This is a genomic window from Nitrospinota bacterium (assembly GCA_027619975.1).
Lineage (GTDB): Bacteria > Nitrospinota > Nitrospinia > Nitrospinales > VA-1 > JADFGI01.
On record JAQCGX010000028.1, the window covers coordinates 1 to 16789 of the forward strand.

Sequence of the window (16789 nt, forward strand, 5' to 3'; positions counted from 1 at the left end):
CTATTTTTAGAGATGCCCTAAAGTCAATGCGGAAGTGCGGAATTTAATTCCGCCTTTCCAGCCCGTGCGGACAGGCTGGAAAGCCTGTCCTACTAAAATAAAAGACGCTTCTTTGAATTGGCGATTCGGTGCCGTTGTCAATTTTTAGAGATGCCCTTAATTTTCAACCAATGGCTTTCTAATGATTTCCCTCCTGCAAAAAAAATGGCAACTCCAAGAGCCATCCACGGAACTCGTCACCGAGCTTTCGCAAGCGCTCAGCATTTCTCCAGTCCTTGCCGGACTCCTCATCAATCGCAAGATAACCGATGCCGATGAAGCGCGAAATTTCATCGCTGCCGATCTGACCCAACTGCACGATCCTTTTCTAATGAAGGGAATGCAAAAAGCCGTGGACAGAGTCGTCCAGGCGATTGAAGCGTGCGAGAAAATCACCGTATTTTGCGATTACGATGTGGACGGCGTATCCTCCGCCGCTTTCTTGATTCACTTTTTCCGCGATCTCGGAGTCGCTGTCGACTATTACCTTCCCGAGCGCATGGCCGAGGGATATGGACTCAACGCCGATGCCGTCCGAAAAATTCGGGCCGGAGGCAGCGCCCTGATGATCACCGCCGATTGCGGCATCACCGGCAACCTTGAAGTTAAAATAGCCAACGAACTGGGACTGGATGTGATCGTGACGGACCATCACCAGGTCGGCGCCGACGGTCTGCCGGACTGCGTGGCCGTCCTGAACCCGCATCAGCCGGATTGCAACTATCCGTTTCGATTTTTGAGCGGCGTGGGCATCGTCTTCAAGCTGGCCACGGCGGTTCGCTCGGCCCTGCATCATCAGGCCGGATGGGGAAAAAGCCGCTTGCCTAATTTAAAACGGCATCTCGACCTGTTCACCCTTGGCACCATCGCAGATGTCGCACCGCTGACCGGGGAAAACCACATTCTCTGTTCGCATGGGTTGAAGGTCATGGCCCAATCCGCCAAGCCGGGAATGGTTGCGCTCAAAGCGGTTGCCGGAGTCGATGGGAATGTTGACGCCCGAACGGTCGGGTTTTCCCTCGGACCACGTCTAAACGCCGCTGGCAGGTTGGGCAGGGCCGACGCCGGTCTTCATCTATTGACCTCCACCAATCTGGATGAAGCTATGGCCATGGCCCGTGGCATTGAAGAAATCAATACCGAACGCAAGGAAATCCAACAGTGGACGCTGGAGGAAGCGGAGTACCTGATTGACCGGCAAGTAGATCTGGAAAATGACCGGATCATCGTCATGGCTTCGGAAAATTTTCATGCGGGAGTGATCGGCATCGTCGCCTCCCGCATAGTCGAAAAATATTTTCGTCCCACCGTTCTCATCGCTCTGGCGGGCGGCACGGGCAAAGGATCTGGAAGAAGCATCCCAAAATTTAATCTGTTCAAGGCATTCTCGGCATGTACGGAGCATTTTATCCAGTTCGGCGGCCACGCTTACGCCGCAGGCCTGCACATCGAAGAGAAAAATGTGGAACCTTTCCGGCAATCCATCAATGCCATTGGCCACCGCTTTCTTAAAGAGGACGATTTGATTCCCGATTTACGAATCGACGCGTGCCTGCAACTGGCGGAAATCAATCGCAATTTTCTCAAAAGCATTCAACGGCTGGAACCCTTTGGGGCGGAAAATCCCTTACCGGTATTCATGGCACTGGGAGTACGCATTAAAAACCTGCGCACCATGGGGAAGGAGGCAACCCATGTTCGCTTCCGGGCCACTCAGGGAGCGGGAAAAATTGATGCGATAGGGTTTGGCATGGCAGAGGCCCTTTCCTCGATAGACACGGTGACGGAGCTTGTGGACATCGCCTTTGAGATCCACATCAACACCTGGAACGGTCAGAACAAGGTAGAATTGCAATTGCAGGACATTCGCCGCACCGGGAACGACGAATAAATTTCCCAACACTCACCCTTTCCATCCCTCGCTCAAAAAAATGAAAGACACCTTTTGTTAAACCGACGTGCCAAAACAGGCAGCATAATTTGTATCGTTGCCGCTGGAATTGCGGCGGCCTTCTTTATTCCGCCCATCGCTCAAGACCCCGAATATTTCAACTTTGCAGATCACAGAACTCTATGGAGCATTCCTAATTTTGGCGATGTCGTCTCCAACATTCTATTTTTATTGGTCGGCATTCTTGGGTTACTTGCTCTTCGGAGACATTGGAAAGATAAAACCCGGTTCACTCATCCACTCGAAGCCATCCCTTTCTGCGTCGCGTTTACAGGTCTGATACTTCTGGCCCCCGGTTCATCTTATTTCCACTGGACACCCGCCAACGATACACTCATTTGGGATCGACTGCCGATGACTCTCGTCTTCATGGCATTTTTTTCTATTATTATCGCAGAACGGATTCACCTGAAAGCCGGTTTGTATCTTCTGCCAATTTTAATGGTTGTGGGAGTCGGCAGTGTCATTTACTGGGATGTCACTGAATCTGCTGGGCACGGCGATCTTCGGCTCTACGCTCTGGTGCAGTTTTTACCTGTACTGATGATTCCTGTCATTCTCATCCTTTTTAACCCCGTATACACCGGGGGCCGACATCTGGTTGCCGTGATTGTCGGGTACGGACTGGCAAAAGGTTTCGAGTTGCTGGACGGATGGGTTTATGCTTTCACCCATCACCTCATGAGCGGCCATACCTTGAAACATCTTGTCGCGGCGATTGCCGTTTTCGGCCTGGTAAAGTATATTCGGGTTCGGCAGAGGATTTAACCCCTTTTACGCCTTCTTTGCAAAATAATTTGCTCATTGCCCATACTGGTTATAAAATGGTATCTCCCTTAATATTCCCGCCTGATCCGGGTTATTGAGTACGCGTTGGACTCCTGCCTTGTTGAGCCGGAATCGCTTTTCTAAAATTATCATTCAAAAGAGGAAATTATGGGATTCACCTGTGGCCTGGTCGGCCTGCCCAATGTGGGTAAATCGACGATTTTCAACGCCCTCACGCACGCCGGTGCGGAATCGGCCAACTACGCTTTCACCACCATCGAGCCCAACAACGGCATGGTCGCCGTTCCCGATCCGAGGCTGGATGTGATCTCACAACTAGTCACCGCGAAAGTAACCGTCCGCACCACGTTGCAGTTCGTGGATATTGCCGGGCTCGTCAAAGGAGCCTCCAAGGGCGAAGGGCTTGGCAATAAATTTCTCGGGCACATCCGCGAAGTGGACGCCATTGCGCATGTGGTCCGTTGTTTTGAAGACGAAAATATTCCACACGTCAGCAACAAAGTGGACCCGCTTTCAGACATCGAAGTCATCCAGACGGAATTGATGATCTCCGACATGGAAAACCTGGAACGCAGAATTTTAAAGATCGCAAAACTCGCCAAAAGTGGCAACAAAGAAGCCAGTTTTGAATTGAGAATGATCGAACAACTTTTAAAAATTTTAGGCGACGGCAAACCGGCTCGCACCCTCGAAACCCACAGCGAGGACGAAGCCCGGTTCGTCAAATCCCTCAACCTGATCACGGCGAAACCCGTTCTTTATGTCTGCAATATCGCCGACCCTTCGGAGTCAGAAAACGCACATGTCTTAGCCGTCCGCAAACATGCGGCTGAGGAAGGAGCGGGAGTCGTGTCTCTGGTCGGTAAATTAGAACAGGAAATCATGGAAATGGAAGACCCTGAGGAACAGAAAATGTTCCTGGAAGAATTGGGCTTTCAGGAAACCGGCCTCGACCGGATGATCCATGCCGGATACCAGTTGCTGGATCTGGTCACCTATTTCACCGTTGGCGAAAAGGAAAACCGTGCCTGGACCCTGAGAAAAAATTCCAAAGCGCCGCAAGCGGCAGGCGTGATTCATTCGGATTTTGAAAAAGGATTCATCCGCGCGGAAGTCTACAATTATGACGACCTGGTCAAATACAAATCCGAAGCGGCGGTGAAAGAAGCCGGGAAACTGCGCATCGAAGGAAAAGACTACGTTTTCCAGGACGGCGACATCGCCCACTTTAGGTTCAATGTTTAATGATTTTCAAAACTCGCTAGTTTTATAAGGCTCATCACCACCCAGGGACCAGCGACCGCGGTTGTTTCCCCGCCAGGGCATCGAGAACGTTGTCGGCAACCAACAGGGCCATGCAGTTTCTGGTATCGGTGCTTGCGCTGCCAATATGCGGCAAAAGCATCAGGTTGTCGAGTTCGGTCATGCCTTCGGTCAGTTCCGGTTCGTTTTCGTAAACATCGAGCGCCGCCCCGGCCAATTTTCCTTCCCTGAGCACCGCCACCAGCGCCCGGTCATCGACCACTTTTCCCCGTGCGGTGTGGATCAGGTACGCAGATGGTTTCATCATCTCCAACTGTGCTTTGCCGATCATGTATTTGGTTGCGTCCGTCAACGGCACGTGCAAGGTGACGAAATCGGACTGCTTTAAAAGTTCATCGAGAGAAACGAATTCCGCATTCAGCTCTTTCTCCACATTTTCCGGCAAACGATTTCTCTGATGGTACAAAACCCGCATATTGAATCCGAGCGCACGCCGGGCCACTGCTTTGCCGATTTCCCCGCAGCCGATGACGCCCAGGGTTTTTCCGTACACATCGCCCCCTAGAAACAATTTGGCCTGCCAGCCTTTGAATTTTCCCTCACGAGTATAACGGTCGGAGGGAACTATTTGCCGCGCCACGCCAAGAATCATGGCCCAGGTCAAGTCAGCGGTGGTTTCATGCAGAACGCCGGGCGTGTTGCTCACCCAGATTCCCTTTTGACGGGCGTGAGCCACATCGATATTGTTGAACCCCGCTCCGTAATTGGCGATTATTTTCAGATTCTTTCCACAATCGATTATGTCCGGCCCGATTTTATCCGATAGGTAAGTGACCAGTGCCGCGCTTTCGGCGAAGGACCGTTTTAGATCCTCCTGGGTGGGCGGAGTCTCTGTATTATTGACTCTCAATTCGCAATGGGGATATAGTTTTTCCAGGGCAATTGCCGGGAAACTATTTGTGACGGTGACGATAGGTTTCAATGGAATCCGAGTCCTTTCAATCCCACAAGTGGGTTTAATTCCCTGTAGCTTGCTGTGACTTTTAAATAAAAATCCTTGTCGAAGTCTCCGTCCGCTTGCGGCAGAGTCCTTTCAATAACAATCGTGTTGATTAATAGACATGAGTTTAAAAGAAAAATCTTCTTAATCCCATGAAAATATTATTTCTCGTTCCCCCTGAAACCCATTCCATTGAATCTTCGGTCCCCAAGGCTCTGGAAGGCGGAAAAGGCTATTATCCCAAACTGGGACTGCTTTACGTTGCCGCCTATTACGAACGGGCCACCGGAGACAGGCCGGTTTTCATCGACTGCCCGCCGGAAAAAGTATCGATCTCCGATTTGCGTCATAGGATTCGGGAAATCAAGCCGGACATGGTAGCGATGAGCATCATGACTTTTAACCTGCTCGACGCTCTCCATGCGGCGAAGGTTTTAAAACAGGAAGATCAGAATATAAAAATCTGTCTGGGGGGGCCGCATGTCAATTTATATCCCCAGGAAACGCTCAATCTGCCACTGATTGATTATGTGGTTTTCGGAGAAGGCGAACCTATTTTCACCAAACTAACCCAGGCTCTTGATGCCGAAGGGCCGGAGTCAGATGCTCTTAAAAATATCAAGGGATTGGGGTGGAAGCGAGATAACATCGCCCACGTCAATCCTAAAGAAACGGAACTTCTGGATCTGGACACCCTGCCAAATCCCGCCCGCCATCTCGTAGATATCGGGCAATACGCACATATCATCGGCGAAGGTCGGCAGTTTTTCACCATACAGGCCACCAGGGGATGCCCGGCGGCCTGCTCGTTCTGCGATATCCGCAAGACCACCTTCAGGTTTCGATCAGCGGAAAGCGTGGTCGCCGAAGTGGAAGACCTGGTCGAGCAAGGGGTGGATGACCTGTTTTTCGTGGACGACACCATCACCATCAACAAAAAGATCCTTCTTGAGATCTGCGATCTCATCGTCAAGCGGGGAATCAAAATAAACTACAAAATTTCCGCCCGCGTGGACACCGTCAATGAAGAGCTTCTTCGAGCGCTCAAGCGTTCTGGATGCTACCGGATTCATTACGGCATCGAATCGGCCACCCCCCGTCACCTGAAATACCTGGAAAAAGGGCAGACTCTGGAAAAAGTGGAACGTGCCTGTAAAATGACCCGCCAAGCGGGAATTGGCTTTTTCGCCTACATGATGATTGGCATCCCGCACGAAACTCGCAAAGAAATGTTTGACACGGTGGCTTTGGCCAAGCGGTTGAAGCCGGATTACGCGCAATTCTCCATCTGCACGCCCTATCCCAAAACCGAACTGTATTTCCAGATGCTGAAGGAAGGGATCATTTCCAATGATTACTGGCAGGAGTTCGCGGAAAATCCTACCCCTGACTTTAAAATCAAGTTCTGGAACCGGCACTTCACCGAAGAGAGTCTCCGGGAAATTCAGGACCAATGTCATTCCCGGTTTTACCGCCAACCCACCTACATCATGAAACAAATCGCTAAAGTAAGATCCTGGGAAGACTTCTCGGCTAAAGTCCGCATGGGAACCAAGATCCTGACCAGCCGTCTCAGCTTCGGTTGAGAACCCCGTTCAAGCCGCCCCCCCTATTTTCCCGCCTGCATGTTTGATGATGATCCACTTGAAAAGTTGCTGTAGAATCAAAGAATAAAATTATCGACTCTCGTTTCATCAGGTGCGCCACATGTTGAAGATCCACGAAATATTTAAAAGCATTCAAGGGGAGTCTTCCCATACGGGGCTTCCGTGCGTGTTTGTCCGCCTCACAGGATGCAATCTGCGTTGCACCTGGTGCGATACGGAATACGCTTTCTATGAAGGAAAAGGCATGACGATCGAGGATGTGGTCGACGCTGTCGACCAGTTTGGAATCTCCCTGGTGGAAATAACCGGGGGAGAACCTTTGATGCAAAAAGAGGCCATCCCTTTAATGCAAACGTTACTGGGAAAAAATTACACCGTCATGCTGGAAACAGGAGGCGCTCTCCCTATCAATGAGGTCCCTGAACAGGTGGTCAAAATCATGGACCTGAAATGTCCCGGTAGCGGAGAAGAATCCAAAAATAATTATGAAAATCTCCGGCATCTGACGTTAAAGGACGAAGTGAAATTCGTTATCCTCGACCGCGAGGACTATGACTGGAGCAAGAAAATCCTTAACGAATATTCCATTCACAAAAACGCCCAGGTATTGTTTTCCCCCGTTTATGAAAAACTCGACCTCAAAGACCTGGCTCAATGGATCCTTGAGGACAACCTGCCCGTCCGACTGCAAACCCAACTTCACAAAGTGATCTGGAGCAAGGATGCTATCGGCGTATAGCCTCTGGTATCCCGCCGCCCTGAATGATAGCTTGCAACATTCAGCCATCGTTTCCTGATCCCTGCAAACTTGGATCCCATGCCATCTCCAAAAATAATTCAACGCATTCAACAGTCGCTTTTGGAATGGTACCAAAGAGAAAAGCGTGATCTCCCCTGGCGCAACACGGACGACCCGTATCACATCCTGGTTTCGGAATTCATGCTCCAGCAAACCCAGGTCAAAACGGTGATTCCCTATTACCAGCGCTGGCTGAAATCTTTCCCCACCACCGAGACCCTTGCCGGAGCCCGTGAACCCAGAGTTTTGAAGCACTGGGAAGGCCTGGGTTACTACTCACGTGCACGAAACCTGCACAGGTCGGCAAAATTGATGGTGAATGAATTTAACGGCAACGTTCCCGACAGCTGGGATGAAATTTTAAAGCTTCCGGGAGTCGGGCGCTACACCGCCGGTGCGGTCCTCAGCATTGCATTCAACCGCAATGTTCCAGTTCTCGACGGCAATGTGAAGCGGGTGTTGTCCCGGTTGTTCTGCCTCATGGAAAACGGAAGTTCCTCCGCATCAGAGAATCGACTCTGGCAGGTTGCAGAGAAAATGGTTCCTTCTCGCCTGCCGGGGGATTTCAATCAGGCGCTCATGGAACTTGGGGCAACGGTCTGCCTGCCGCAAAATCCACTGTGTCTTCTGTGCCCGCTTAGTAGTGCTTGTCTTGCTAAAAAAGACAACGTTCAGGGAAATTTTCCACCTGCCAAAGTAAAAGCCATCTCTAAAAAAATTGAAGTCAGCGCGGCGGTGATTCACCGTAACGGGAAAACTTATATCCAGCAAAGGCCGCAGAAAGGGCTCATGGGAGGACTATGGGAATTTCCCGGCGGAAAAATTGAGAAAGGAGAAACTCCGGAAGAATGCCTGAGTCGGGAAATTGTTGAAGAGTTGGGAGTTCAAATTAAAATTAAGGAAAAGATCCTGACCATCAAGCACAGCTACACCCAGTTCAGGGTCACCCTGCATGTTTTCACCTGCACCCTCCTATCCGGGAAAATCCGCGCCACCTGTTGCGAGCAATGGAAATGGGTTTCTCCTCAAAACATTAATAAATATCCTTTTCCAGCGGCCAATGTAAAAATACTGGACCATTTAAAAACCAATGGCCTCAACGGTCATAAATTAATTCCTGCCAGCCGGGGAAGAAAAAAGGAATCCCGGCAAACCTGACCCCAGTCTTATATAATAAGTTGCATGTTTTGCGGACATTAACCTGTTACCCGTTTATTTAAAATATCGATGTCAAATTCCATTGAAATTTCACCAGGTGTCAAGGCGACGCTGGTCGGCGCTTTTGTCAACCTGGTCCTTGTGGTCGTCAAGTTCATAGGCGGAATCCTTGGTCACAGTACGGCGCTGGTAGCAGACGCCATGCATTCGTTATCCGATTTATTGACCGACGCCATTGTTCTCGCCACCCATAAAATCGGTCAGCTTCCAGCGGATTCCAACCATCCCTACGGCCACGGGCGGGCCGAAACCATTGGCGCCACGATCGTCGGTAGCGTTATCATTCTGGCGGGAGTCTGGGTGGGCTACGATGTCTGGAAAGTCCTGACGAGCGATTTCCAGCCCATTCCCGCCTGGCTGGCCGCCGGTGCAGCAACGCTTTCCATCATCGCCAATGAAGGCATTTTTCATTATACCCGCAGGATAGGAGAAAAGATCAATAGCCCGGCGGTGATCGCTAATGCCTGGCATCATCGATCCGACGCCATCTCTTCAATAGCGGCCTTGATCGGAATTCTCGGCGCGCATTACGGCTACCCTCTCATGGACCCTCTGGCTGGCGGGGTGGTTGCCCTCATGATCCTCAAAGTAGGCTATGGTATTCTCTTGGAAGGATTGCGGGATCTCATGGACACGAGCTTGAGCGCAGATCAAACCCAGGAGATTCAAAAGATCATTGACGGCATCCCCGAGGTCATTAAATTCCATGACTTGAGAACGCGTACCCTGGGCGGAGAAATCTTTATGGACGTCCACATATTGGTGGACACCGATTTAACGGTGACCGAGGGACACGCGGCGGCGGAAAAGGTGCGAAGAAAACTGGTCAACGTCTTTGACAAGGTGCAAGATGTTCTGGTTCACGTCGATGGCGAAGAAGACCAAAAACTCCTGCCCCTCTATACCGTCACCCGCAAGGACCTGGAAAAAATTGTGGACCCTGTAATTGCCGCATCGAAAGTGCAATTGAAAAGAACCCGAATGCGGGTTCATCATCTCACCGGAACCAACGTCATAGAATTATTCGTTCAGGTCGATCCCCAAAAAACCATCGCCGAAATTCATGCCCTCACGGATGACCTCACGCACCGTTTAAAGTCCGCGCCCGAAATAGACGATGTCCGGATTTTTGTAGATATCAATGCCGATTAACCGGGTTACATAGGTAACTCAACACCATACTCAATTTTTCGAGGGCCTTCTGCTTCTCGGTTTCTTCCTGCTTCAAAGCCTCCTCGGTTGACGCGGGTTTTTCAGGCAAATCCACATCGTCGCAACTTTTCAATTCTACAAAAGCACCTGGGGGAAACGGAAGATCCTTCCTAACTTCAGGGCGGAACTTTTTTTGAGTGAATTGGGCATTCTTACAGGGGGGATCGGCTGGCTTCAAGCCCATCGCCTTTGCCGTTGTGATGGGTTTAGGCACGGTATCTGCGAAAACATGCGTAGGAGAAAAAACCAGAATGAACGCGGTAATAAAAAATAGTCGCCTAATCATTTCATGATTCCTGAAATTAATTTAAACGTTCATTAGGAAGTTTCTGTCAGTGTTAAGTTAATACGATTGTTCACAATTAAAAAAGAAGGACGTCACAACCCATTGTGATCTGCGCAACACCTCCACCAACAGCGGAAAACTGACTGTCCCGGCAAACCATGTTTACTGCGAACTACCTGTAATATGCGGTTTTTCAGCGACTTTTGACAGCCTTTCTGAATTACCATCTCTTAAAAACTAAGCAAAACATAACCTACTTCTAACTCCTCCCTAATAAGGGTGCTGTTAAATAGAGACAGTAAAACCAATGAATCATTTAAATATGGAGTTTACAATGTACGTACAGGAATATTTAGATACACAGGGTCTGCTGGATCAATTTTGGAGTGAATTTTATAACTCGGGGAACAACCATCAGCACCACGCGGTAGAAAATTTGCTGAGAGGTTTCCGAAAAATCCTTGATAGCTCTTCTAAAACTGCCGCCGCCATCGACATGGATGATCCCCTCGATGCAATCATCTACTATGCAGAAAAAGAAGGTTATATGGAAATCGCCCAGCTCCTCAGCATTTGAGGAGCGTCCCCAGCCTCTTTCCCCATTTCAGAATCATCTCTTCCTCCCACATGAACCGTCATGGACATGACGGCGCGGTTCATTGAATCCGGTTCAATCTTTAAAATACGTATCGTGGTCGGAAAAAACCGGCGGGCTGTGGAAGTTTAAAAGATCGAGACCTTCATCTTTGGTAATGAACTGGTGCAGGGTGCTGGGAGGAACGCGGAAAAAGCAGCCTTTCTTTAAAATATACTCGGTGCCGTCTAACACCGCGACACCAGACCCCTCCAGCACATAATAAAGCTCTTCGCCTGCTTTATGATAACTGGTTTTCTTGATCTGTCCGGGCCGCATTTTTACCCGATAGGCGGAAAATTGACAGCACGCCTTTTTGGGCAATAGTTGATCGATACAAATGCCCTTGAGTTCAAAAGAGGGCGCCTCTTCCGGCGGCAGAAAAACCACTTGTTTTTTGGGGTCCATCCTCAAATCCTTAAGCGGGTCACTAGACTATTTTCAGTTCCTGCAGAACATCGCCGGACCAGTTCAGGTGCAATTTTTTGCGGTCCTTGTAAAACCCTTTTTGATAAGCATGACCGTAGATCAGGGGAAGCGATACGCTGGGTTCGACAAACGCCATGGCAAAATTGGCTTCTTTGTTGACCTTGCCCCAGGATTGCGCTTCCGCCAGGGTACTGCCGCTCAAGCCGCCCCAATGCGGAGAATCGGTGGTCACTTGCAAGGCGTACTTGTGGCCGCCCGTGTACTGGTCAAAAATGTAGGACATGACGATGGAATCGTTGATATAGTTTTTGGGAACTCCGCCCGCCACATAAAACGCCGCCGTTCCAGGGGACTGAACCACGAGTTGCGTCAGTTCATAATTATCGCGAATAACATCGATGGTGATGGGCGTTTTCCCCGCTTTTTTGGACATATAATAATGCTCCATCAGACCAATACCGATGCTGGAATCGCTGATGGCCGGGCAAAATATGGGGACGCCATTTTTTCTCGCGGCGACCAGAATGGAGTCCTCGTCATCAATGGTTTCCGACAATTTGTTGATAAACTCCCGGCTTGAGTACTGCCGGGGCTCCAGGGTTCCCGCGAATCGCCCGATCAGGGAATCATATTCGGCGAACAGTTCCTCATCGACATAGGTGTCATAAATCCGGTTGATGAACAGCTCCCGTAATTTCGTGTCATCCGCGTTGGGACTGCCATAATAATGCCCGCCTCCCAATGCCGCATAAAAATCCTGATAAAGAACCGCTCCCGTGGATACGATCACGTCCACCATATTGTTATGGATCATATCGCGGATTATTTTTCGTAAGCCTGCGGCGATCAAAGGCCCGGCGAGGCCCAGCATGATGGTGGGCCGCTCGGGGTCGGTCAGCATTTTTTTATACACGTTGGCGCAAAGACCGATATTGCGTGCCTGAATGGAACTGCCGCTGAAAGAATCCACCAGGTCGGCCACCGTTTCGATCTTTTCAAAATCGATCGGGGCAATTCGTGTGTGGAGAAGATCTTGTTTCTTCTGTTTTTTTATGTCACCCATGGTTTTGCGGTCTAGTGAATCTTTGTAAGCCATATTTTTCTCCAAAAACTAAAGGGGGATAGAGCGCGTCATAATATCTGTATGCCCGCTAAAGGTCAAGCCAGCGGTCATGGGGCAAAACGGAAAACCTTCAACCTGCCCAGGAAAAACCCTGGGAGGAGTCTGGTTTGAGGGTATTTTTTCACATACGGGTGCAGAGTTCGCCGGAATGGGTCTTCGTATCAACCTTGGCGATGGCCTCCTGAATTTTCCCCGCTTCATCGATCACATAGGAAATACGCGACGCATACTGGTCATCGGGATTCTGCACCGCATGATAAGCCAGGGCGATCTCGCGATTGACATCGCAAAGCAATTGAAACGGAAAGGAATATTTTTCTGCAAACGCTTTGTTATCCGCTACACCATCCAAGCTGACACCCAGAATGACGGTGTTTTTATCTTCAAACTTTTTATAATCATCGCGGAACCCCTGCCCTTCCATCGTGCATCCGGGCGTGTCGGCTTTAGGGTAAAACCAAATCACCACTTTCTTGCTGCTAAAATCTTTCAAACTGACTTGTTTGCCGTGGTGATCCTGAACTGAAAAATCCGGCGCTTGTGTTCCCACATCCAGCATGGTCGGTCTCCTTATAAATAATTTGATGACTTCAAGTATTTTTTTTAACATAAATAATTTTGCGGAAGATATTACTTGGTTAGATGCAGGCAAATGAAGATGGAAGCAAAGTTTCCGTTTTCAACAGCAGGAGTCATGGTTCACCTTCTGCCGCCCGTCTGTTTAAAATAGCCTCTCCCAGAATGAGATCCTCCTGGCGGGTGATCTTGATGTTCATCTCCGATCCTTCGATGATTTTCACCTTTTTGCCAGCGTACTCTAATAGAGAACCTTCATCGGTTCCATAATAAGAGTCCTGCACCGCCTTTTGAAACGCTTCGTTAAGAACGGCATATTGAAACGCCTGCGGCGTTTGAACACGCCATAAGCCACTGCGGTCCACGGTCTTCTCCACAAACCCATCGGCATCCGCTAACTTGATCGTGTCATTCACCGGAATGGCGGTGATGGCCGCGCCAAAGTTTTTAGCGGCTTCGATGGCTCGTAGGATCATATCCCCCGTTACAAAGGGACGCACGCCATCATGAACGAGGACCACATCCGTATCCGCATCGAGAGCCTGAAAGCCGTTATAGACGGAATCCTGACGCTCCTTGCCTCCGACAACAATTTTTTTTACGATGTCGTAACCCAGCAACCATTCTTTTTTGGCGGCGGCGGAATCTTTTTCCGGCACCACTAGAATCACCGAATCCACTTGCCCCGAGGCTTCAAACGCCCTGAGCGTGTGGTGAAGAATCGGCTTTCCTTGCAACAATAGGAACTGTTTTGGGATCGCAGAGCCCATGCGGGTTCCCTGACCGGCGGCAGGAATGATGGCAGAAATTTTCATGGCTGCAATTAGTGACGTGAGAACTGGGTAAACTCAAACATATAATTTTTTACGGAAAAATGATTTCAAACGCCTGGGTTAAATCTTCTACAAAACAAAGTTCCATACTGCTTTTGGGCACGGACTTGCTTTTCTTCGCCGCATAGGGAACGACGCAACGCTGAAACCCCATCCGTTCCGCTTCCATGATCCTCGGTTCCAGTTGATTGACAGACCGCACTTCACCTGTCAAACCGACTTCGCCGATCATGACCGTTTGCAGGTCGATCATCTGGTTTTTAAAACTGCTGGCGATGGCCGCCGCAATCCCAAGATCAATCGCCGGTTCGGATACTTTAATGCCGCCGGCTATATTAACAAAAATATCCTCACCCTGGAATTGCAGGCCGAGGCGCTTTTCCATGATCGCGACCATGAGGGTCATGCGGTTCTGATCAAACCCGGTCGCCATGCGCCTGGGCATCCCGATTGAGGAGGAGGAACATACCAGGGCCTGAACTTCCACCAGAAGAGTGCGACTGCCTTCCAGGCTTGAGACGATAACAGAACCGGGGCAGTGCGGGGGCCGCTCGGAAAGAAAAATTTCCGATGGATTATCTACCGTGACTAATCCCTCCGGCCGCATTTCAAAAACACCGATTTCCGGGGTGGCCCCGAAACGGTTTTTGATCGTTCGGAGCAGGCGATAGGAATGGCTTTTTTCGCCTTCAAAGTAGATAACAGTGTCCACTATGTGCTCCAGGGCTTTTGGCCCGGCAATGGCCCCGTCCTTGGTGATATGGCCTATCAGCAAGGCGGACAGCGACCGTTTTTTTACATCCTGAAAAATTTTGAAAGCCACTTCCCGAACCTGGCCAATGCTACCGGGGGCGGAGGACAATTCCGAGGTATAAAAAGTTTGAATGGAATCCAGTACCAAAACCGCAGGGTCCACCCGGTCGATCAATCGTTGGACTTCCTCAATGCAGATCTCCGGGCTGATAAGGAGGTTGTCCGACAAAGCGTTGAGTCTCTCGGCCCTTAACTTTATCTGCGCGGGAGATTCTTCTCCGGAAACATATAGGACTTTTCTCCCTGAACGGGCGATACAACCCATGCTTTGTAACAGCAGAGTGGATTTGCCAATTCCGGGGTTGCCCCCGATTAAAGTCAGGGACCCTTCCACCATCCCGCCCCCCAAGGTACGGTCGAATTCGCTGATCCCCGTGGTCCAGCGATTTTGATTCAGGGATTCGACAGATGTGATCGGTTGCGCACCGCCATCCCGTTTCCCGCCGGGTGCGGCCAGAGAGTTTAAATTTTTTCGTCCGCCGCGAATCAGTTCCTCGGAGAACGAATTCCATTCTTCGCATTCAGGGCATTTCCCCAGCCACTTGGGCACGCGGTAACCGCAGGTTTGACAAACGTATTCCGATACAGGTTTGGCCATTTGGAAGAAAGCATAAAAAGTGTTGTTGAGTTGCTCCCTTAGGAACTATGAATTCCCGAAGCCCGTGCATTATAAGGCACGGATAGTTCAGGGGAAGGGAAAAAGCTTAATCTCAAAGCTGGCCGGAACCTGAAATGCCGGTTTTCTTAACGGGGAGGGGTGGGAGAGGGACTCTTTTCTAAATTAGACAACGTTTTCCGAATGGCATCATTTCTCGAAATATTCACATTGGCCTTTCGGGACAATTCTTCCAGTGTTTTTTTAGTTTCCGCCTGGTCCTTGAGCGACTGCCTCTGAGCATTTTTAATTTCTTCCTGGGCTTTCAAAATCTGGGCCTGAGTGTTTAACACCTGACTCTGGGCCTGCTTGATATCCCCTTGTCCGGCCATTATCTGAGTCAGTTTTCCTTGTTCAGCGGCCATGACTTTCAAAATATCAATCAATTTTGTCAGCTTCTGGTTAGAAGCTTCCACACCGGCCAACCCCCCTTCGATGGTCTGCAAGGACTGCCCCACGCTTTGAAGAGACTGGTTCATCGCATTGCTGTGAGTGGCAAGTGCAGTGGATGAGCTGATGAGTTTGTTGATTTTTTCTCCACTCAGGGCATTATCACCCTTTATTTGTTCAAGATTTTGCTGAACTTTAGATAGAGAATCTATTTGCAGGACCAGAGCATCTTTAAGTTTAAGGACATTATTGTTTGTCGCATCCACATTTAAAGAAAGACGCTCAACGTTTCCCCGTGTTGCTTCTCCCTCTTTCAGACTCATTTGCAGTACTTCCACCAATTTTTGATTTTTAGCCTCTATATTTGCCAGGCCTGCAAGCAAGGTCTCTTTATTTTCTTTATTTGATTGAGACATTCCGGTGAGGAGTTGAGTACTGGTTTTTTCATTTTGCTGCACGATGGTGGGGATTAAGTCTGCTTTGATGACTTCTTTCTGAGCGTTCAATTGCTCAACAACTTTACCAAATGACTGGTTGTTGGACTGGACCAACTCCTGGAAAGACCCTTTATTCAAATTAGCGATTTTATCCATGTCCCCGGCCATATGGCCTTTCAACTGATCGAACTGAGTCGCGAGGTTGGCTTGAAATTTTTCATTGGCTATTGTTTGCTGGCCTAGCTGGGAGGTCACTTGATCATTAATTTTACTCAATTGCTGATTGACGCTTTTGACAATATCCGATTTGATTTGATTTTCAATATCCGCCAATTTTCTATTGGTGGCCTCCAAACGCCCGCTGACTTCCGCCTGACTTTGCTCAACGCTGCCCTGAAGATTGGGTATTAAACTTTTAATTTCATCGATTTGACGAAACAAATTCTGCTGGGTGTTTTCCAAGGCCTGCAGCTTGCCCTTTTCCAGGGTGACCAACCGGGAGTTGATTTTCTTTATATCCCTGAACATCCTTCTCCAGTTTTCCTCGTCATTATCAAAAATTCCTGCATAAGCGGTTGCAGAAGCAAATAACAGACTTAAAAAAATGATGCCAATCCGTTGGAGTTTTTGATTTTTCATTAAGAATGATGTCGGTTGGAAAACAGGGTGTTTAAAGTTGAACCCTCAACTCTGAGGGAATCCGCTCCTGTGGGGAAAATAGATAGATCGCAACGG

At 49.4% G+C, this 16789-nt stretch carries 16 protein-coding genes; 8 read left to right on the forward strand and 8 right to left on the reverse strand.

Annotated elements, in window-relative coordinates:
* Window positions 1–181 precede the first annotated feature (181 nt).
* The 3 genes from recJ (at window position 182) to ychF (ending at window position 4024) form a co-directional block, all read left to right on the forward strand.
* Window positions 182–1930 (forward strand): single-stranded-DNA-specific exonuclease RecJ, encoded by a 1749-nt coding sequence (recJ, locus tag O3C58_10300; protein MDA0692250.1) that lies wholly within the window; start codon window positions 182–184, stop codon window positions 1928–1930.
* A gap of 54 nt (window positions 1931–1984) precedes the next feature.
* Window positions 1985–2758, forward strand: a complete 774-nt coding sequence (locus O3C58_10305; protein ID MDA0692251.1) for a ceramidase domain-containing protein — start codon at window positions 1985–1987, stop codon at window positions 2756–2758.
* A 168-nt stretch (window positions 2759–2926) separates the two neighbouring features.
* Window positions 2927–4024 carry a redox-regulated ATPase YchF gene (ychF, locus tag O3C58_10310; protein MDA0692252.1) on the forward strand — a complete coding sequence of 366 codons (1098 nt, stop codon included), beginning with the start codon at window positions 2927–2929 and terminating at the stop codon, window positions 4022–4024.
* 34 nt (window positions 4025–4058) lie between these two features.
* Here ychF and O3C58_10315 read toward each other — a convergent pair whose 3' ends face one another.
* On the reverse strand, window positions 4059–5024 hold the full coding sequence (locus tag O3C58_10315; GenBank protein MDA0692253.1) for a D-glycerate dehydrogenase: 966 nt from the start codon (window positions 5022–5024) through the stop codon (window positions 4059–4061).
* A 170-nt stretch (window positions 5025–5194) separates the two neighbouring features.
* On the opposite strand from O3C58_10315, the gene O3C58_10320 reads away from it, so the two are divergent.
* The 4 genes from O3C58_10320 (at window position 5195) to O3C58_10335 (ending at window position 9818) form a co-directional block, all read left to right on the forward strand.
* Entirely contained in the window at window positions 5195–6628 is a 1434-nt protein-coding gene (locus O3C58_10320; GenBank protein ID MDA0692254.1) for a radical SAM protein, read from the forward strand.
* Window positions 6629–6749: 121 nt separating this feature from the next.
* Window positions 6750–7388, forward strand: coding sequence for a radical SAM protein (locus O3C58_10325; GenBank protein MDA0692255.1), 639 nt, complete (start codon window positions 6750–6752; stop codon window positions 7386–7388).
* Between the two features lie 78 nt (window positions 7389–7466).
* Window positions 7467–8606, forward strand: a complete 1140-nt coding sequence (gene mutY, locus O3C58_10330; protein ID MDA0692256.1) for an A/G-specific adenine glycosylase — start codon at window positions 7467–7469, stop codon at window positions 8604–8606.
* A gap of 69 nt (window positions 8607–8675) precedes the next feature.
* A complete protein-coding gene (locus O3C58_10335; protein ID MDA0692257.1) occupies window positions 8676–9818 on the forward strand; it encodes a cation diffusion facilitator family transporter in 1143 nt (380 codons plus the stop codon).
* Here the strand turns inward: O3C58_10335 and O3C58_10340 are convergent.
* The gene (locus O3C58_10340; GenBank protein ID MDA0692258.1) at window positions 9805–10164 is read right to left on the reverse strand and encodes a hypothetical protein; all 360 of its coding nucleotides are present in this window, start codon (window positions 10162–10164) and stop codon (window positions 9805–9807) included. The two genes, O3C58_10335 and O3C58_10340, sit on opposite strands and share 14 nt — an antisense overlap.
* A gap of 334 nt (window positions 10165–10498) precedes the next feature.
* Here O3C58_10340 and O3C58_10345 point away from each other — a divergent pair, with 334 nt between their 5' ends.
* Entirely contained in the window at window positions 10499–10741 is a 243-nt protein-coding gene (locus O3C58_10345; GenBank protein ID MDA0692259.1) for a hypothetical protein, read from the forward strand.
* A 93-nt stretch (window positions 10742–10834) separates the two neighbouring features.
* Here O3C58_10345 and O3C58_10350 read toward each other — a convergent pair whose 3' ends face one another.
* The 6 genes from O3C58_10350 to O3C58_10375 form a co-directional block, all read right to left on the reverse strand.
* Complete coding sequence (locus O3C58_10350; protein ID MDA0692260.1) at window positions 10835–11206, reverse strand: cupin domain-containing protein; 372 nt, start codon at window positions 11204–11206, stop codon at window positions 10835–10837.
* 22 nt (window positions 11207–11228) lie between these two features.
* The gene (locus O3C58_10355) at window positions 11229–12323 is read right to left on the reverse strand and encodes a deoxyhypusine synthase family protein (GenBank protein ID MDA0692261.1); all 1095 of its coding nucleotides are present in this window, start codon (window positions 12321–12323) and stop codon (window positions 11229–11231) included.
* Between the two features lie 148 nt (window positions 12324–12471).
* On the reverse strand, window positions 12472–12960 hold the full coding sequence (locus tag O3C58_10360; protein ID MDA0692262.1) for a peroxiredoxin: 489 nt from the start codon (window positions 12958–12960) through the stop codon (window positions 12472–12474).
* 82 nt (window positions 12961–13042) lie between these two features.
* On the reverse strand, window positions 13043–13741 hold the full coding sequence (gene ispD, locus O3C58_10365; protein MDA0692263.1) for a 2-C-methyl-D-erythritol 4-phosphate cytidylyltransferase: 699 nt from the start codon (window positions 13739–13741) through the stop codon (window positions 13043–13045).
* A gap of 49 nt (window positions 13742–13790) precedes the next feature.
* On the reverse strand, window positions 13791–15170 hold the full coding sequence (radA, locus tag O3C58_10370) for a DNA repair protein RadA (GenBank protein ID MDA0692264.1): 1380 nt from the start codon (window positions 15168–15170) through the stop codon (window positions 13791–13793).
* A gap of 146 nt (window positions 15171–15316) precedes the next feature.
* Window positions 15317–16693: a hypothetical protein gene (locus O3C58_10375; GenBank protein ID MDA0692265.1), complete on the reverse strand. Its 1377-nt coding sequence runs from the start codon at window positions 16691–16693 to the stop codon at window positions 15317–15319.
* Window positions 16694–16789: the final 96 nt, after the last annotated feature.